Here is an 18,714-nt window from a genome sequence, read left to right as displayed (position 1 = left end):
CGGGTGTTCACACATAGTGTGTTCACCGCAGATCTACAGTGGGAGCGGGCTTGCTCGCGAAGGGATTTCAGAGGCGACTCAACGAAACCGGTCAACCTCATGCCGCAAGTCCGCCGCCAGCTTCTCCAGCTCTTTGGCAGTCACAGCCAGGTTCGACACCACTTCGCGCTGTTCACTGTTCGCCAAAGCGATGCTTTGCAGATTGCTGCTGAGCAAGGTCGCGGTGCTGCTTTGTTCCTGGGTCGCGGTAGTGATGGCGGCGAATTGCTGACCGGCCGAGCGGCTTTGTTCATCGATCCGCGCCAGTGCCGAAGCGACGTTGGCGTTGCGCGACAGGCCTTCCTGCATCAGCACGTTGCCCTGCTCCATGGTGCTGATGGCGTTGCCGGTTTCCTGCTGGATGCTTTGGATCATCCCGGAAATTTCATCAGTGGCCTGGCGCGTACGCGAGGCCAGGTTGCGCACCTCATCGGCCACCACCGCAAACCCGCGGCCCTGCTCACCAGCGCGGGCGGCTTCGATGGCGGCGTTGAGCGCCAGCAGATTGGTTTGCTCGGCGATCGCGGTAATCACCCCGACAATGCCGCCGATTTCCTGGGAGCGCTGGCCCAAGGTATTGATCACCGTCGCGGTGCTGTTCAATGCACCGGCGATTTGCTCCAGGGATGAGGACGCTTCGTCCATCGACGTACGACCGATCTGGGTTTGCTGTGCGTTTTCCTGCGCCAGTCGCTGGGTGTTGCCCATGTTGTCGGCGATGTTCAACGAGGTGGCGCTGAATTCTTCTACGGCGCCGGCCATGCTGGTGATTTCGCCAGACTGCTGCTCCATCCCTTCATAGGCGCCACCGGACAAACCGGACAACGCCTGGGCACGGCTGTTGACCTCTCCCGAGGCTTTACGGATGTGCTCGACCATGGTCGACAGAGCCTGGCTCATCTGGTTGAAGGCGCGGGCAAGTTGGCCGATTTCGTCATTGCTCGACACGTTCAGGCGCACACTCAAATCACCGGCGCCCAAGGCTTCGGCCTGACGCACCAGATCACCCAGTGGCGCCAGTTTGCTGCGCAGCAACCAGACCGCCGAACCGACTGCCAGCAACATCGCCAGCAGGCTGCCGATCGCCAATTGAATGCCGACGCTCCAGGTCACCGCGCGGATTTCGGTTTTCGGCATGCTCGCCACCACCGACCACGGCCCGCCGTCGAATGGCACGGCAACACTGTAAAAGTCTTGCGACTTGTCGTTCCAGAAGTCGCCTTTACCCGGTGTCTTGGCCAGACCGACAATGCTCGGGACCGCTTGATCCAGCGCTTGCACCCCGGCAATCGGCACCAGCCATTTACCTTGTTCATCCAGCAACGCCAGGGAACCGGTCTGGCCGATGCGGAAGCGTTTGAGGTTGGAGAACTGTGCGTTCTGCGCGTCGGTGTAATCGAATCCTACATACAGCACGGCAATGACCTTACCGCTGCTGTCACGTACGGGGGTGTACTGCGACATGTAGAAGCGTTCGAACAGCAACGCTCGCCCCACATAACTCTGCCCCGCCATCAAACGGGCGTAAGCCGGGTTCGCGTGGTCGAGCAGAGTGCCAATGGCACGGCTGCCGTCTTGTTTGGTGACATTCGTGCTGACCCGAATGAACTCTTCTCCGCTGCGTACGAACACGGTCGCAACACCAGCGGTCATCTGCTTGAACTCGTCGACTTCCGCAAAGTTGTTGTTCAACACTTCACTGCCCAAGTGCAGGCCCGGGGTCTGCACACCCGCCACGGTCACCGGCTCATCCGGGTGCACGCTCAAACCGGCGCTGAAGCGCTTCTCGAACAGGCCGGCCAGGCGCTGGGTGCTTTCACGCAAAGTGCCGTGAAAGGTGCTCAACTGATCGGCAAGCAAGCGGGCCTCACTGGCCAGATGCTCTTCGCGGGTGGCGAGGTTCGCGGTGTCCAGCGAGCGCAGGGCGAACACGGTACTGCCACTGATGACAATCGCCAGAATCACGGCAAGCGCAAGACCCAGCTGTGAGGCAATCCGAGCATGAGGTTGAGACATGACAGCTCCTGACCCAGTGGCCGGATCATTCTGATCCCATCGCACACTCGGCAAAATTTCTGATTGTGGGAAAAACATGGAACCTGCACGAAGGTCCTATCAGCAGATTTTCGGCGGCAAAGCTGAATACTTGAGTAATTAACGGGGATATGGCTCAAGGCCGCCATTGCGGCGGCTCCATCGATTCAGCCCAGGCGTTCGACATCCGGTAATTCCATGGCCCGGACCTCGCCTTGCAGGAAATCGCTGAGGCGGCGCAAACGTTCGCCGCCGGGGCGGGTTTTCGGCCAGACCAGGTAATAATTCTCACCACTGGCAACGGCCGTCGGCCACGGCAGACTCAGACGTCCCTGTGCGACATCCTCCGCCACCATCAGCAAATCGCCCATGGACACGCCGTAACCTCGGGCAGCGGCGATCATGCCCAGCTCCAGCGTGTCGAAGACCTGCCCGCCCTTGAGCGAGACTTGATCGGTCAGGCCCATGCGCTCCAGCCAGTTGCGCCAGTCGCGGCGGTCCGGCGTCGGGTGCAGCAACTCGGTACTGGCCAGGCGCGCAACGTCCCATGGTTGATCCTTCAGAAGATTCGGCGCGCCCACCGGAATCAGCTCTTCGGGGAACAGGAAAGTCGCCTCCCAGTCTGGGGGAAAATGCCCGTTGCTGAGAATGACGGCGCAGTCGAAGGGTTCATGGTTGAAGTCCACCGTATCGATGTCCATCCAGGCGCTGGTCAATTGCACCTCGTTCCCCGGTCGCAGGTGCCGAAAACGACTGAGCCGCGCCAACAGCCAGCGCATGGTCAGGGTCGACGGGGCTTTCATGCGCAGGATGTCGTCCTCGGCACGCAAGGTATTGCAAGCCCGTTCGAGGGCGGTGAAGCCTTCGCGAATGCCGGGCAGGATCAGCCGCGCCGATTCGGTCAGTTGCAGGTTGCGCCCGCTGCGATGAAACAGCCGACAGGCGAAATGCTCTTCGAGCGTACGAATGTGCCGACTGACCGCACTTTGCGTGATCGACAGTTCTTCGGCGGCGCGGGTAAACGAGCTATGCCGCGCCGCCGCTTCGAATGCTCGAAGGGCATACAAGGGAGGAAGACGACGAGACATCAGGAAAGCTCCTATAGCGCGATTGCACCAACTTATCAGAAACTCCCCAGCATGAGTTTTAATCATGCCACCCATCCTTTTTATCCCTTTGTGCAAACCCCGCAGAGCGCCGAGAATCGACGCTTCCTGTTCTCTCTGACAATCGAGCGTGATGACCATGCAGCATCCAGCGCGTAGTGAACTCTGGGCCATTCTGCGGCTGGCGGGGCCGTTGATTGCCTCGCAGTTGGCGCACATGTTGATGGTCCTCACCGACACGTTGATGATGGCGCGCCTGAGCCCCGAGGCGTTGGCCGGCGGCGGCCTGGGCGCGGCGACGTATTCGTTCGTGTCGATCTTCTGCATCGGTGTGATCGCGGCGGTCGGCACCCTGGTGGCGATCCGTCAGGGCGCCGGCGACATCATCGGCGCGGCGCGGCTGACCCAGGCCGGGTTGTGGCTGGCCTGGTTGATGGCGCTGGTGGCGGGTTTGCTGCTGTGGAACCTCAAACCGGTGTTGCTGCTGTTCGGCCAGACCGAAACTAACGTCCAGGCTGCCGGCCAGTTTCTGTTGATCCTGCCGTTCGCCCTGCCTGGCTACCTGAGCTTCATGGCGCTGCGTGGTTTCACCAGCGCCATCGGCCGGGCGACACCGGTGATGGTCATCAGCCTCGCCGGCACCGTGGCCAACTTCCTGCTCAACTATGCGTTGATCACCGGCATGTTCGGTCTGCCGAAAATGGGTCTGGTGGGCATCGGCCTGGTCACGGCGATCGTTGCCAACCTGATGGCGCTGGCGCTCGCGCTGCATATTCGTCGGCATCCGGCCTACGACGCGTATCCATTGCGCCAGGGTCTGTCGCGGCCCAACCGTCAGTACTTAAAGGAACTGTGGCGCCTGGGCCTGCCGATTGGCGGCACCTATGCGGTGGAAGTCGGTCTATTCGCCTTCGCCGCGCTGTGCATGGGCACCATGGGCAGTACGCAACTGGCGGCGCACCAGATCGCCCTGCAAATCGTTTCGGTGGCGTTCATGATTCCGGCGGGGCTTTCCTACGCGATCACCATGCGCATCGGCCAACATTACGGCGCCGGGCAATTGCTTGATGCGCGGCTGGCCGGACGGGTCGGGATCGCCTTTGGTGCGGCGGCAATGCTGGGTTTTGCGATGGTCTTCTGGCTGCTGCCGCATCAGTTGATCGGCTTGTTCCTGGACCACAACGACCCGGCGTTCCGCGAAGTCATCAACCTGGCCGTGAGCCTGTTGGCGGTGGCGGCATGGTTCGAGCTGTTTGACGGCACGCAAACCATCGCCATGGGCTGCATCCGCGGGCTCAAGGATGCCAAGACCACGTTCCTGGTGGGTTTGGGTTGCTATTGGCTGATTGGCGCACCGGCCGCCTGGTGGATGGCCTTCCATTTGAATTGGGGGCCAACGGGGGTCTGGTGGGGGCTGGCGCTGGGGTTGGCGTGTGCGGCGGTGAGCCTGACGCTGGCGTTTGAGTGGAAGATGAAACGGATGATTCGGCGGGAGCCGTCGTCAGGGGCGAGTTTCCAAATCGCCCAGCCAGATTGAGATCCCCTGTGGGAGCGGGCTTGCTCTCTAAAGCGGTGTGTCAGTCGACATCTACGTTGACTGATACACCGCTTTCGCGAGCAAGCCCGCTCCCACATTTGTCCGTGTTTAAACCACGACTTCCAGTGCGGGCTGCTGACTGCTGCCGAACGTCAGGTACTCAACCAGTTCCGCCAACGGCAACGGCTTGCTGATCAGATACCCCTGCACCTGATCGCAACCAAACCCGCGCAACAAATCCAGTTGTTCCGGCGTTTCCACGCCTTCGGCGACCACTTCGAGGTTGAGGTTGTGTGCCAGGTTGATCATCGCGTGGACCAGTTTGCGATTCTCTTCCCGCTCTTCCATGCCGCCGACAAAGCTCTTGTCGACCTTCAACAACGCAATCGGCAGGCTGTTGAGGTGCACGAACGAAGAGAATCCGGTGCCGAAATCATCCAGCGAGAAGCGCACGCCCAAACGCCCCAGGGCGTCCATGGTCTGCTTGACCAGATCGCTGCGACGCATCACCGCGGTTTCCGTCAGTTCGAATTCCAGCCATTGCGCCTCGACGCCTCGCTCGGCAATCAGCCGGCTCAGGGTCGTCAGCAACTGGCTGTCCTGAAACTGCCGGAACGACAGGTTGATCGCCATGTGTAGCGCTGGCAGACCTCGTTCGCGCAACGCCTGCATGTCCCGCAAGGCCCGGGAAATCACCCAGTAACCCAGCGGCACGATCAAGCCGCTTTGCTCGGCCAATGGCACGAATTCGCTGGGGGGCAACAAGCCGCGTTCGCCATGACGCCAGCGAACCAATGCTTCGAGGCCGACGATCTGGCCGTCCTCAAGGTTCAGACGAGGCTGGTAATGCAACTCCAGCTCATCGCGGCGCAAGGCCCGGCGCAGCTCGCTTTCGAGGTCGGCGATGCTGCGGGCATTGCGATTGATCCGTTCGTTGAAGATGTGAAAGGTGCAGCCCTGAGTGCTCTTGGCCTGTTGCATGGCGATGTGCGCGTGCCACATCAACGGGTCGGCGCCGGCCTGCGCTCGTGCGTGAGCGATGCCGAGGCTGGAACCGATCAACAGGCTTTCGCCGTCGATCCAATAGGGTTCGGACAGGGCTTCGGTAATGCGTTCGGCCATCCATTCGGCGCGCTGAGGGGCGCGGCGGGTGTCGATCAGCAGGGCAAATTCATCGCTACCCAGCCGCGCCAGTTGATCGCTGGCCTCCAGTTGGCTTTTCAGCCGCGAGACCACTTGCAGGATCAGCCGATCGCCAGCCTGATGGCCGAGCGCGTCGTTGGCGTGTCGAAAATTGTCGAGGTCGAGGTGACCGAGGGCCAGGCCCCGACCATCGTTTTCGGCCAGGCGCGCCGCCAGCAAGGTCTGGAAACCCTGACGGTTGGCGATACCGGTCAACGGGTCCTGCTCGGCCAGGCGCTGCAAGGTGTTTTCCAGCACGCCGCGTTCACGCACATGGCGCAGGCAGCGGCGCAGCATGCCGGGATCCAGCAGATCGCGCACCAGCCAGTCGCTCACACCGTCGGGCGGCGCCAGCGGCTCGTGTTCGAGCAGCAACACCGTCGGCAGGTTGCAACGGCCGGGTGCTGGCTGCAGAGCGGGAATCGTCAACAACACCGCGCTGCGGTTGTCATCGAACAGGTTGCTGACCGACTCCCAGCTCGGCGCGCTGAGCAGCACAGTCGAACTCCCCATCGGAGCCAGACACTCGCGCAACAACGCTGCCCACGCTGGCTCTTCGGCCAGTAACAGCAAACGCAAGGGTTCGACAGGCGTAGACAAGCTAGCTCCCTAGACTCTGCAAAGATGTAGGCGGCGGGCATTATGCCGCGCAGATAACCAATGACCAAATGACATCGGTTATCAAACACGGCTTTTGTGTCTTGAATACGAACATTAGACGCAAATTCACTACGCATCCTGCGTGAAAGTATCAAAACCGGCAATTAGAGATCGCGTGTTACGTCACAAGTCGGAGAGAGCAGCACAATTCGCTGAGCCTGTTAAAATGCCGGCCCATTTCGCTAATGACTCCCTGATTTCGTATGTCCCGACTCAATCCCCGGCAGCAAGAAGCCGTGAGCTACGTCGGCGGCCCTCTTTTGGTGCTCGCCGGTGCAGGCTCCGGCAAGACCAGCGTGATCACCCGCAAAATTGCGCATCTGATCCAGAGTTGCGGCATCCGTGCCCAGTACATCGTCGCCATGACCTTTACCAACAAGGCCGCGCGGGAGATGAAGGAACGGGTCGGCACCCTGCTCAAGGGCGGCGAAGGCCGTGGCCTGACGGTCTGCACCTTCCACAATCTGGGCCTGAACATCATCCGCAAGGAACACGTGCGGCTGGGCTACAAGCCAGGTTTCTCGATCTTCGACGAGACCGATGTCAAAGCGCTGATGACCGACATCATGCAGAAGGAATACTCGGGCGACGACGGCGTCGACGAGATCAAGAACATGATCGGCTCGTGGAAAAACGACCTGATCCTGCCGCCCGAAGCCCTGGAAAACGCGCGCAATCCCAAGGAACAGACCGCCGCCATCGTCTACACCCACTACCAGCGCACGCTCAAGGCGTTCAACGCGGTGGACTTCGACGACCTGATCCTGCTGCCGGTAAAACTGTTCCAGGAACACGACGATATCCTGGAAAAATGGCAGAACAAGGTCCGCTACCTGCTGGTGGACGAATACCAGGACACCAACGCCAGCCAGTATTTGCTGGTGAAACTGCTGATCGGTAAACGCAACCAGTTCACCGTGGTGGGCGACGACGACCAGTCGATCTACGCCTGGCGCGGCGCCCGCCCGGAAAACCTGATGCTGCTCAAGGACGACTATCCGTCCCTGAAAGTGGTCATGCTCGAGCAAAACTACCGCTCCACCAGCCGCATTCTGCGCTGCGCCAACGTGCTGATCTCCAACAACCCGCACGAATTCGAAAAGCAGCTGTGGAGCGAGATGGGCCACGGCGACGAGATCCGCGTGATCCGTTGCCGCAACGAAGACGCCGAAGCCGAGCGCGTGGCCGTTGAACTGCTGACCCTGCACCTGCGCACGGATCGGCCATACAGCGATTTTGCGATCCTGTATCGCGGTAACTACCAGGCCAAGCTGATCGAGCTGAAGCTGCAGCACCACCAGATTCCGTATCGCCTGTCTGGCGGCAACAGCTTTTTCGGACGTCAGGAAGTGAAAGACCTGATGGCCTACTTCCGCCTGATCGTGAACCCGGACGACGACAACGCCTTCCTGCGGGTGATCAACGTCCCACGCAGGGAGATCGGTTCGACCACGCTGGAGAAGCTGGGCAACTACGCCACCGAGCGAAAAATCTCGATGTACGCTGCCACCGACGAAATCGGTTTGGGCGAGCATCTGGACACGCGCTTCACCGATCGCCTGTCGCGCTTCAAGCGCTTCATGGACAAGGTCCGCGAGCAGTGCGCCGGCGAAGACCCGATCTCCGCCCTGCGCAGCATGGTCATGGACATCGACTACGAGAACTGGCTGCGCACCAACAGCTCCAGCGACAAGGCCGCCGATTACCGCATGGGTAACGTCTGGTTCCTGATCGAGGCGCTGAAGAACACGCTGGAGAAAGACGAAGAAGGCGAGATGACCGTCGAAGACGCCATCGGCAAACTCGTCCTGCGTGACATGCTGGAGCGTCAGCAGGAAGAGGAAGACGGCGCCGACGGTGTGCAGATGATGACCTTGCATGCCTCAAAGGGTCTGGAATTTCCTTACGTGTTCATCATGGGCATGGAAGAGGAAATTCTTCCGCACCGCTCCAGCATCGAAGCCGACACCATCGAAGAGGAGCGTCGCCTGGCCTACGTCGGGATTACCCGAGCGCGTCAGACGTTGGCGTTCACCTTTGCTGCCAAGCGTAAGCAATACGGCGAGATCATCGACTGCGCGCCCAGCCGCTTCCTCGATGAACTGCCGCCGGACGACCTGGCCTGGGAAGGCAATGACGACACTCCCGTTGAAGTCAAAGCCGTCCGCGGTAATACCGCATTGGCGGATATACGCGCGATGTTAAAGCGCTAGAATTGGCTACTTTTTAACCGAACATTTTTTACACGCCAGGCGCACATGGCGTCAGTAGAGGAAAGCTTCATGGAAGCACTGCACAAGAAAATTCGCGAAGAAGGCATCGTGCTTTCCGACCAGGTCCTGAAAGTCGACGCCTTTCTGAACCACCAGATCGACCCGGCCCTGATGAAGCTGATCGGCGACGAATTCGCCACGCTGTTCAAGGATTCGGGCATCACCAAGATCGTCACCATCGAAGCCTCGGGCATCGCGCCTGCGATCATGACCGGCCTGAACCTTGGCGTACCGGTGATTTTCGCCCGCAAACATCAGTCCCTGACCCTGACTGAAAACCTGCTGTCGGCGACCGTTTACTCGTTCACCAAGCAGACCGAAAGCACCGTGGCGATCTCCCCGCGCCACCTGACCAGCAGCGACCGCGTGCTGATCATCGACGACTTTTTGGCCAACGGTAAGGCGTCGCAAGCGTTGATCTCGATCATCAAACAGGCCGGCGCGACCGTGGCCGGCTTGGGTATTGTGATCGAGAAGTCGTTCCAGGGCGGCCGTGCAGAACTGGATGCTCAGGGTTATCGCGTTGAATCGTTGGCTCGGGTGCAGTCGCTGAAGGATGGCGTTGTAACCTTCATCGAATAAACCGCCACACCACATCTGCTGCCTGCTCGCTCCCACATTAAACCGCGTCCGCTTGGACAACTCGGTCAATTGTGGGAGAGAGCTCGCTCCGGGTGACGTTCCGGGATGACAATAACGCGACGATTCAGTGATTACTCGAACACCTCGGTTTCAAGCCTTTGGCAGGTCCATTCTGTAACCCGCCCCAGGCGCTCCTTCATGCATTGCTGCCTGAATGTCCGCATACAAGGCGTTCGCCTCAGCGGTAGTGATTGATCGCGAACAATCGCGCAGCACCACGCGTAAAAGCACATTTTCCTGGCCTGGCAGCAGCCCGAGCCGTTCAATTGCCTGCGCGGGTAAATCCGAGAACGCCCACCGCCCCTGAACTTGCATCTCCTCGATCCAGTCAGAGCAGTCGCCGGCTGCCTGCAACATTCTTTCGGTCAACACTTCCTCGCTCAGCCCCGGCGTTACCGCCAACGAAATGTCACGAGCAATAGACGGCAAACGAGATACTGCGGTCCATGGATTCAGATCATACATCTGCGCCTGCACTCGCACATTCTGATCGCGTAGCAAGCGAATATCTGGAATACCTTTTCGCAACATCGTCAGGCGATCCAGCCCCATCCCGAGCGCCAACCCTCCATGATGCAGCGGGTCAATGTTCAAGCGTTCCAACAAAGACCTCGCAATACGACCACACTCAAGTACCTCAACCGGAACCCCATCATTCAAGACATTTACTTCGATTCCGCCCTCTGTGTAGTGATGCGGACTATTGCTATGGACCCAACGTTTGTCAGGAACGGCGGACTTAAGTATATCGCCGACCAAACGCAACAGATGCTCGTGCGTTGCCAGTTCCGGATCTCCCAGCACCCAAATATCCATTTGATGCGGTTCCGCGCAATGCCAACGATCCCGACTATCACGACGGAAAGTAATACCTGGCGCTGCCAGCAATATCGTCTGTCCCGGCTGGCGCACCTGAGCCGCTCGCTGAAGCGCTACCGGGATCTGGCTGGTGGTTTGTGTTCGCAACAGCGAGTGCTCATCGACCCAACGGGTGTGTTCACTCCCCAGCGTAACCTCTGCCGGGTCATAACCGAGCAAACCGTAATTTTCCTCAGCAGACACAATCCTCGGCCCGGTTTGTAGTTGCGCTTGAGGCCAACCTTTTTCAGAGAGTCCTTTGAGGATTTCATTTAGCAGCAACCGAACGGCGTGATCGGGATCTTTTGTTTCGGTTAGATCATCCAATAATAGAGCCTGATGGACAGACGTATCTGTCAGATATTTCTTTGATGCGCGCACTATATAACCCTCGACCTACAGTTGAATATCGAGCCAGAAAAACAAGCCCATAAATAAACCTAACGACACAAGATCATCTACCACAACCCAAAAATGGCAAATACCAAAATTTCAGAACAAGACTACAGATACACCCCACACAAATAACCAAATTAAATCTTCGAGCCCCGCGCCAGATAAATTGATTCTAAAAAACGCCCAACAAATAATTTAACACATCAAAAAATTCTGTATTAATTATTCCACTCCCAAGCAGTTCGGGGGGCAAAAACCAAAAAATGAAAAAGGATGATCAGATGAAAAATGAAAAAGTCGTCAAAGAAAAGCTTAACCGGATCACTTCTGGCCCGGATAATTTTGGGTGGGCACCGTTGGCTTGGGCTCACACCGAAGAATAAATAATACCAATGCGCGGCGAGTATTCTTGCCGCGCATTGAAAAAAGGAGGGTTTTATGTCGCCACCGAATATGATATCGACACTCTTCGGCCATGAGGAATTATCCATCATTGCAGATTCAGAGGACTTCCTCAGAGAATGTGCGCTATTAGGGTTCAATACGGCCAATATTTCTAAACTAAAGAAATTGCCAAAAAACAGTATTGTTTTTTCTTTTAGCAATGACGCTGCAAAAATGACGTTTGAACTAGCAAAAAACACAGAAAGCAAGAAAAGCATTTTCTGCGCAACTCAAGTGTTCGAACCCAGCGTAACTGCTGCACTCTATAGCCTCAAACTTTTGCTGAGCTGCAATTTTGAACATGCCTTATGCACACAACGATCCGTATTAAACATGCTCAACTCAAATGAGTTATTTCTCCTGTCTGGTAATGGTGCCGATGCGCAAGTCTCAGTTTTTCCGCACGCCCAACCTTACGCGCTACTTGCCGAAGACGTTTCTCACGACTTTGTTCAGTCTGTAGCAGAATTTTTTGAAGTTCATTACGCACACATGAACCCACAAGAGCCCTGTCCGTTTTCTTTTAGCGGCACATTAAAAATCGCTGGAATATTGACAGTACTTAGAAAACCTAACCCGCTATTACCAGAGGGCTTGAAAACTTCCCTAAAATGGCTGAGTGACCGAATTGCGAAAGAAGGTGGATTATTATCAATTAAAGACAACACCATCACTTCACTAAAAATAAACAACGAGGAACATATAAAACTTCTGGATCTTGCGGCTGGCTTTCGTGGACTCAAGCTGACGGAGTTCGCCATTGGGGTAAACGATGCCATCGCACTAAAAATTGATTATAAAATAAACTCACAAATGAATGAAGGTATCAGCGGGGTTCACCTAGCTATTGGTGATGGGTCTTCCGGTTATCACATAGACTTCCTTAGTCCATCCGTGAACGTAAATCCAATACACTAGTCACCTGAGAAAATTAAAAATCTTCTGTCGCAACAACGCCTGCGCATGCGGCCCTATGGGGGAGTCGCTGAACACATCGCTATCACGAGCAAGGCCGCTCCCAAATTGGATGTTCGTCGGACACAGAATTTATATGCTCTGGAGATCCGAGTGGGAGCGAGCCTGCTCGCGATGAACGAATACACGTTTTTCCAGTGGCTACTTGTGCGCCTCAACCTTAAACATTATTCGTTTTACCGCCAGCTCCGCCAACATGATGATCTGTTGAATTGCCATGGTGTATGCCGGTGTACACTTTTAAACACTCACTTCGAGCTGGTTCCTATCGCGGGCAAGCCCGCAGTAGCCTTCAGGCCGGTCAGCAACAACCGCTGAAACAAATCCTCCTTCAGCCCTTCCGGTTTCGTCAGCTGCATCCTTTCCAGATGCACGGGAAATTCCGAAGGCGCTGGCGCATCCAGCGCAGCCTTGCCCAATTCCAGTATCTCGGTGAGCTTGAACTTGCTCTTCAACCAGTTCAGCGCCCGCAATAGATCCCGTTCCTCAGCGGTGAAATCACAGCCCAGCGGATATTCCGGAAACAGATTCGAATGCCGCGCCTGAATGGCCTGCAACCGCTGTGGGCTGTTGTCGGCGAAACGCGGATCGAGGCGAAAATGCTTCGGCAATTTGCCAACGCTCTGCGCCTGCTCGATCAGCCCAGGCTGGAAACGTGAGTCGCTGATATTCAGCAATGCCTCGATCACCGCCGCGTCGGTCTTGCCCCGCAAATCGGCGATGCCGTACTCGGTGACGACGATGTCCCGCAGATGTCGTGGGATCGTGCAGTGGCCGTATTCCCAGACGATATTCGAACTGACTTCACCGCCCGACTCGCGCCAACTGCGCAGCAGCAGGATCGAACGCGCGCCTTCCAGCGCATGGCCCTGGACGACGAAGTTGTATTGCCCGCCGACACCGCTCAGCACCCGCCCGTCTTCGAGTTGATCGGCCACGCCGGCGCCGAGCAAGGTCATGGTGAAGACCGTGTTGATGAAGCGTGCATCAAGGCGCTGCAAGCGTTTGAGTTCCTCCTGGCCATAGAGCTCGTTGATGTAGCTGATGCGGGTCATGTTGAATTCGAGCCGCTTAGCCTGCGGCAACTCGCGCAAGCGCTCGTAGAAACTGCGCGGCCCGAGGAAAAATCCGCCATGCACCGAGATGCCGTCAGTCTGCGCGGCCTCGTCCAGCGTCCCGGCATTCGACTGCTGCTGGGTCGGCACGTCCGGGTAGACCTTGCGCCGCACGATCCCGGCGTCGGCCAACACCAACAAGCCGTTGACGAACATTTCGCTGCAACCGTAAAGGCCCTTGGCGAACGGTTCGATGCCTCCTTCACGCTCAATCAACTGCGCCCACTGGCTGAGATTCAAATCCCCCAGTAACGCCCTGTAACCGTCACTGTCAGCCTGCCGCGCCAGCAACGCTGCCGTCAGGGCATCGCCCATGGAACCGATGCCGATTTGCAAGGTGCCGCCGTCGCGCACCAGCGTGCTGGCGTGCAGCCCGATGAAATGATCCTGGAAACCCACCGGCATATTCGGCGTGGAAAACAGCGTGGTGTTGTCTTTCGCGTCGATCAGCAGGTCGAAGGTGTCGATGCCGATTTCCGCATCGCCGGGCATGTACGGCAAATCGTTGTGCACCTGCCCCACCATCAGGATCGTCTCCCCCGCCGCCCGACGCTTGGCGATCATCGGAAACAAGTCGAGGGTGATATCCGGGTTGCAGCTCAGGCTCAGGCGATCGGGATGCTCGCTGTGGCTGGCGACCAGTTGCGCCACCAGGTTCAAGCCAGCGGCATTGATGTCCCGGGCCGCGTGGCTGTAATTGCTGCTGACGTAATCCTGCTGGGCCGATGCGCTGTTAAGCAGGCTGCCTGGCTGCAGGAAGAATTGATTGACGTGAATGTTGGCCGGCAGGCTGTCGCGATGCAGGTCGGCGAGGAAATCCAGCTCCGGGTAATCGCCAAACACCCGCTCGATGAAGGGCTCGAGGAAGCGCTTTTGCAAGCCGTCGCCCAATGGCGGGCGTCCGAGGCACAGGGCGGTGTAAATCGTCAGTTGCCGCTCGGGCAGTTGCGCGATCCGTTGATACAGCGCGTTGACGAAGTGATTGGGTTTGCCCAGTCCCAGCGGCAATCCCATATGGATATGCGCCGGCAACCGCACCAGGACGTCATCGACCGCCTGTTCGATAGAACACAACTGCACCATCTGATCCTCCCGCCCGTTCCATGAATTGGGGTTGGACCGAGCTTGCCGGGTCTTTGCTGCAAAGCATAGCCTCAGGGGTAAATCGCAGACACAAAAAAGCCGCTCATAAGCGGCTTTTCGTTGAAAATGAAGGCTTATTTCAGGCCAGACATCTTCTGGATGGCGCCCTTGAGCTCAGCATCGGCGCAATCGGCGCAGGTGCCTTTTGGCGGCATCGCATTGATGCCGGAGATTGCTTTCGCCAGCAAGCCGTCCAGGCCGCCTTCTTTCTTGGCGCGCTCGCCCCAGGCTGCAGCATCACCGATTTTCGGTGCGCCCAACAGGCCGGTACCGTGGCAAGCGTTGCAATGTTTCGCAATCACTTCGTCAGGGGTCTTGGCACCACCACCGCCACCAGCTGATGCTGCGACTTCCATCCCCTTGCACTCTTTACCCTGCACACAAACCTGGCCGACTGGCTCAAGACGTTTAGCAATATCGTCGTTGGTTGCTGCTTGTGCGCTGACTGCCCAAAGGGCCAATACGGTTGCTGGTACGGCCAGCATTTTCATAATTAGATTCACGCGTTCACCCTCAATGGTGGCTAGTCACGCCCACGGCCACGGTTCGCAGGCGGGCGCAAGTATAGCGGTAAGCCCGCCACACTGAAACAACCCCAAAGTCGAAGGGGTCTTATCGTGGGAAGGAAATACAGCAGGGGCGTCTGCGCAATCCGGGCAGGACGCCTCTTCTCTTAGAAATTCGCCGGGGTAGCTGCGCTGATTAGTCGCGCCGGAGCATCGAACGGATTACGGAAACGATGCGGCTTGGTACTTTCAAAGTAGTAGCTGTCGCCGGCTTCGAGCACAAATGTTTCGAGCCCGACCACCAGTTCCAGCCGCCCTTCCACCAGAATCCCGGTTTCCTCGCCCTCATGGGTGAGCATCTCTTCACCCGTGTCGGCGCCTGGCGGGTAGATTTCGTTGAGGAATGCAATAGCCCGGCTCGGGTGAGCCCGACCGACCAGTTTCATGGTCACTGCCCCATCGGAAATGTCGATCAGCTCGTGGGCTTTGTAAACGATCTGAGTCGGTATTTCCTGCAGGATTTCTTCGGAAAAGAACTCGACCATGGACATGGGAATCCCGCCCAGTACCTTCCTCAGCGAACTGATCGAGGGGCTGACGCTGTTCTTCTCGATCATCGAAATGGTGCTGTTGGTAACACCCGCGCGTTTGGCGAGCTCACGCTGGGAAAGACCTTTGAGCTTACGGATCGATTGCAGTCGTTCACCGACGTCCAATGCTGGAGCCTCCAGGGGTTCAGGTTGTAGAAATATTGAGCGTTATCATGGCGACAGCGTTCAGTATTTACAACACTTGGGCCTGAATCCTGTTTGGCGAAGCGACTTTCGGTCGGGAACGTTTTTCGTCAGGCCCCGGAATAGAGCAGCGGCACTCGACGCAGGTTGCAGAATATCTGGTAAGGAATCGTGCCCGCGGCCGTCGCAACGTCACTGGCGAGGATATTTTTGCCCCACAACTCGACGGTCGAACCAAGGTCGGCTTGCGGCACGTCGGTCAGGTCGATGCAGAGCATGTCCATCGACACGCGGCCAATCAACTGGCTGCGCTGCCCGGCGACCATCACGGGCGTACCGGTCGGTGCCTGACGTGGATAGCCGTCGGCATAACCCATCGCCACCACGCCCACGCGCATCGGCTTGGGCGTGATGAATTTCGCGCCGTAACCAATCGGTTCGCCGGCCGGCAGTTCACGCACGCAAATCACTTTCGATTCCAGGGTCATCACCGGTTGCAGGCGGGACGCCACGGCATTGGCCTCTTCGAAAGGCGTTGCGCCGTAGAGCATGATGCCCGGGCGCACCCAATCGCTCGGAATCTGCGGCCAACCGAGCACCGCCGGCGAATTACGCAGGCTGATTTCAGCCGACAACCCCTGACGCGCCGCCTCGAACACCGCGACCTGCTCGGCGCTGGTCTGGCAATGCAGCTCATCGGCGCGAGCAAAGTGACTCATCAGCACGATCTTCGCCACTTTGCCGCTGGCCAGCAGCCGTTGATAGGCCGCCTGGTAATCCGCCGGGTGCAGGCCAACCCGATGCATGCCGGAGTCGAGCTTGAGCCAGACCGTGATCGGTTTGCTCAGCGCGGCTTTTTCGATGGCCTCGAGCTGCCACAGCGAATGCACCACACACCAGAAGTCATGCTCGACGATCAGCGACAGCTCATCGGCTTCGAAAAAGCCTTCGAGCAACAACACCGGCGCACGAATGCCAGCGGCGCGCAGCTCCAAAGCTTCTTCGATGCACGCCACGGCAAACCCGTCCGCCTCGGCTTCCAGCGCCTGGGCGCAGCGTACCGCGCCATGGCCGTAGGCATCGGCCTTGATCACCGCAAGGGCCTTGGCCCCGGTGACTTCGCGGGCGATCCGGTAGTTGTGGCGCAGGGCTTGAAGGTCGATCAGGGCACGGGCTGGACGCATGGCGGCAGACTTCTAGTCGGTCATTGAAAAAAAACCGGCGCTGGCTGACAGCGTGAACCGCCAACAGCGCCGGGAGAGGGATCTTTCTGGCTTGGCTTTACGGTAGAGCGTTATGGCAGCGCGGCCACAACCGACAGCTCAACCAGGATTTGCGGTTCGCACAGCTTCGATTCGACCGTCGCGCGGGCCGGTGCGACGCCTTTTGGCAGCCACTGGTCCCACACCGAATTCATGCCTGCGAAGTGCGCATCGATGTCTTTCAGGTAAATCGTCACCGACAGCAGGCGGTTCTTGTCGGTCCCCGCCAGATCCAGCAAACGCTCGATGTTGGCGAGGGTTTCACGGGTCTGCTGTTCAATCCCGGCGCTCATGTCATCGCCGACCTGCCCTGCCAGATACACCGTACTGTTGTGGACAACGATCTGGCTCATGCGCTCATTGGTGAGCTGGCGCTGGATTGACATGTTTTGCGGACTCCTTGAGTTTGTTGCCATAACGGGAAATATCGAGGCCTTCGGCGCTGATCTGCGGCGTTTTCTTCGCCATCAGATCGGCCAGCAAACGACCGGAGCCACAGGCCATGGTCCAGCCGAGCGTGCCGTGGCCCGTATTCAGAAACAGATTTTTGAACGGCGTGGCGCCGACAATCGGGGTGCCGTCCGGAGTGGTCGGACGCAGGCCGGTCCAGAAGCTCGCCTGGGGCAGATCGCCGCCCTGAGGATAAAGGTCGTTGACGATCATCTCCAGGGTTTCGCGCCGGCGCGGGTTCAACGACAGGTCAAAACCGGCGATTTCCGCCATGCCGCCGACGCGGATGCGATTGTCGAAACGGGTGATCGCGACCTTATAGGTCTCGTCGAGAATGGTCGACGTCGGGGCCATCGCCGGGTTGATGATCGGCACGGTCAGCGAGTAACCCTTGAGCGGATACACCGGCGCCCGAATGCCCAACGGCTTGAGCAATTGCGGCGAGTAGCTGCCCAGCGCCAGCACGTAGCGGTCGGCGGTTTCCAGCTTGCCGTCGATCCACACGCCGTTGATGCGATCACCGGCGAAGTCGAGGCGCTGGATGTCCTGGCCAAAACGGAATTCCACACCCAGTTTCGTGGCCATTTCGGCCAGGCGGGTGGTGAAGATCTGGCAGTCGCCGGTCTGGTCATTCGGCAGGCGCAAGGCACCGGCGAGGATGTCGGTGACACTGGCCAGGGCCGGCTCAACCCGGGCAATGCCGGCGCGGTCGAGCAGTTCGAACGGCACGCCGGACTCTTGCAGCACGGCGATGTCTTTGGCGGCGCCATCGAGCTGCGCCTGGGTGCGGAACAGTTGGGTAGTACCGAGGCTGCGGCCTTCGTAGGCAATACCGGTTTCGGCGCGCAATTCGTCGAGGCAGTCGCGGCTGTACTCGGACAGGCGCACCATGCGCTCCTTGTTCACCGCATAACGGCTGGCGGTGCAGTTGCGCAGCATCTGCGCCATCCACAGGTATTGGTCGATGTCGGCGGTGGCCTTGATCGCCAATGGCGCGTGACGCTGCAACAGCCACTTGATGGCTTTGAGCGGCACGCCCGGCGCGGCCCACGGCGAGGCATAACCCGGCGAAACCTGCCCGGCGTTGGCGAAACTGGTTTCCATGGCCGGCGCTGGTTGGCGGTCGACAACCGTCACTTCAAAGCCAGCCCGTGCCAGATAATAGGCACTGGCGGTACCGATGACGCCGCTACCCAAGACCAGAACGCGCATTTTCATATCCCTCATCGCGGCTTACCGCTGACGTTTATTGTGCAGACCGAAGATGTGGGCAGTTTAAAAAAGATTAGCCAGTGCTTTTCACTATATAAGTGCCTATATTTGGCGACAATTCTCGGCAAAAACCCTTTTCACGGAGG

Annotated in this window: 14 protein-coding genes; 4 read left to right on the top strand and 10 right to left on the bottom strand. The window is 58.3% G+C overall.

The annotated features are described in order from the left end of the window. Nucleotides 1-78: 78 nt before the first annotated feature. A complete protein-coding gene (locus ACQKPC_RS08380) occupies nucleotides 79-2,055 on the bottom strand; it encodes a methyl-accepting chemotaxis protein (RefSeq protein WP_427624076.1) in 1,977 nt (658 codons plus the stop codon). A gap of 185 nt (nucleotides 2,056-2,240) precedes the next feature. Then, nucleotides 2,241-3,161 (bottom strand): LysR substrate-binding domain-containing protein, encoded by a 921-nt coding sequence (locus tag ACQKPC_RS08375; protein WP_007894759.1) that lies wholly within the window; start codon nucleotides 3,159-3,161, stop codon nucleotides 2,241-2,243. Nucleotides 3,162-3,318: 157 nt separating this feature from the next. Here ACQKPC_RS08375 and ACQKPC_RS08370 point away from each other — a divergent pair, with 157 nt between their 5' ends. Beyond that, nucleotides 3,319-4,716, top strand: a complete 1,398-nt coding sequence (locus tag ACQKPC_RS08370; RefSeq protein ID WP_192345038.1) for a NorM family multidrug efflux MATE transporter — start codon at nucleotides 3,319-3,321, stop codon at nucleotides 4,714-4,716. Between the two features lie 108 nt (nucleotides 4,717-4,824). Here ACQKPC_RS08370 and ACQKPC_RS08365 read toward each other — a convergent pair whose 3' ends face one another. Beyond that, nucleotides 4,825-6,498, bottom strand: coding sequence for a putative bifunctional diguanylate cyclase/phosphodiesterase (locus tag ACQKPC_RS08365; protein ID WP_427624075.1), 1,674 nt, complete (start codon nucleotides 6,496-6,498; stop codon nucleotides 4,825-4,827). 263 nt (nucleotides 6,499-6,761) lie between these two features. Here ACQKPC_RS08365 and rep point away from each other — a divergent pair, with 263 nt between their 5' ends. Then, nucleotides 6,762-8,771 carry a DNA helicase Rep gene (gene rep, locus ACQKPC_RS08360; RefSeq protein ID WP_427624074.1) on the top strand — a complete coding sequence of 670 codons (2,010 nt, stop codon included), beginning with the start codon at nucleotides 6,762-6,764 and terminating at the stop codon, nucleotides 8,769-8,771. 69 nt (nucleotides 8,772-8,840) lie between these two features. Continuing rightward, on the top strand, nucleotides 8,841-9,413 hold the full coding sequence (locus tag ACQKPC_RS08355; RefSeq protein ID WP_007934646.1) for a xanthine phosphoribosyltransferase: 573 nt from the start codon (nucleotides 8,841-8,843) through the stop codon (nucleotides 9,411-9,413). 150 nt (nucleotides 9,414-9,563) lie between these two features. Here ACQKPC_RS08355 and ACQKPC_RS08350 read toward each other — a convergent pair whose 3' ends face one another. Continuing rightward, nucleotides 9,564-10,712 carry a hypothetical protein gene (locus ACQKPC_RS08350; protein WP_401175548.1) on the bottom strand — a complete coding sequence of 383 codons (1,149 nt, stop codon included), beginning with the start codon at nucleotides 10,710-10,712 and terminating at the stop codon, nucleotides 9,564-9,566. Nucleotides 10,713-11,165: 453 nt separating this feature from the next. Here ACQKPC_RS08350 and ACQKPC_RS08345 point away from each other — a divergent pair, with 453 nt between their 5' ends. Continuing rightward, nucleotides 11,166-12,089: a hypothetical protein gene (locus ACQKPC_RS08345; RefSeq protein WP_427624072.1), complete on the top strand. Its 924-nt coding sequence runs from the start codon at nucleotides 11,166-11,168 to the stop codon at nucleotides 12,087-12,089. A gap of 305 nt (nucleotides 12,090-12,394) precedes the next feature. Here ACQKPC_RS08345 and ACQKPC_RS08340 read toward each other — a convergent pair whose 3' ends face one another. The 6 genes from ACQKPC_RS08340 to dadA all read right to left on the bottom strand — a co-directional run bounded on the left by ACQKPC_RS08340 (nucleotide 12,395) and on the right by dadA (nucleotide 18,568). Then, nucleotides 12,395-14,344: an acetyl-CoA hydrolase/transferase C-terminal domain-containing protein gene (locus ACQKPC_RS08340; protein WP_427624071.1), complete on the bottom strand. Its 1,950-nt coding sequence runs from the start codon at nucleotides 14,342-14,344 to the stop codon at nucleotides 12,395-12,397. A gap of 134 nt (nucleotides 14,345-14,478) precedes the next feature. Continuing rightward, on the bottom strand, nucleotides 14,479-14,895 hold the full coding sequence (locus tag ACQKPC_RS08335; RefSeq protein ID WP_123720235.1) for a c-type cytochrome: 417 nt from the start codon (nucleotides 14,893-14,895) through the stop codon (nucleotides 14,479-14,481). Nucleotides 14,896-15,077: 182 nt separating this feature from the next. After that, nucleotides 15,078-15,626, bottom strand: a complete 549-nt coding sequence (locus ACQKPC_RS08330; protein WP_008073360.1) for a cupin domain-containing protein — start codon at nucleotides 15,624-15,626, stop codon at nucleotides 15,078-15,080. A 128-nt stretch (nucleotides 15,627-15,754) separates the two neighbouring features. Then, nucleotides 15,755-16,828: an alanine racemase gene (alr, locus tag ACQKPC_RS08325; protein WP_427624068.1), complete on the bottom strand. Its 1,074-nt coding sequence runs from the start codon at nucleotides 16,826-16,828 to the stop codon at nucleotides 15,755-15,757. Nucleotides 16,829-16,938: 110 nt separating this feature from the next. Further along, the gene (locus ACQKPC_RS08320; protein WP_007894740.1) at nucleotides 16,939-17,292 is read right to left on the bottom strand and encodes a RidA family protein; all 354 of its coding nucleotides are present in this window, start codon (nucleotides 17,290-17,292) and stop codon (nucleotides 16,939-16,941) included. After that, entirely contained in the window at nucleotides 17,264-18,568 is a 1,305-nt protein-coding gene (gene dadA, locus ACQKPC_RS08315; RefSeq protein WP_427624066.1) for a D-amino acid dehydrogenase, read from the bottom strand. Before dadA ends, ACQKPC_RS08320 begins: the two co-directional genes overlap by 29 nt. Nucleotides 18,569-18,714 lie beyond the last annotated feature (146 nt).

It is taken from the genome of Pseudomonas sp. NPDC089918, assembly GCF_050280605.1.
Lineage (GTDB): Bacteria > Pseudomonadota > Gammaproteobacteria > Pseudomonadales > Pseudomonadaceae > Aquipseudomonas.
Note: the sequence above shows the minus strand (reverse complement) of the source record. Positions and strands in the feature narration are given on the sequence as shown.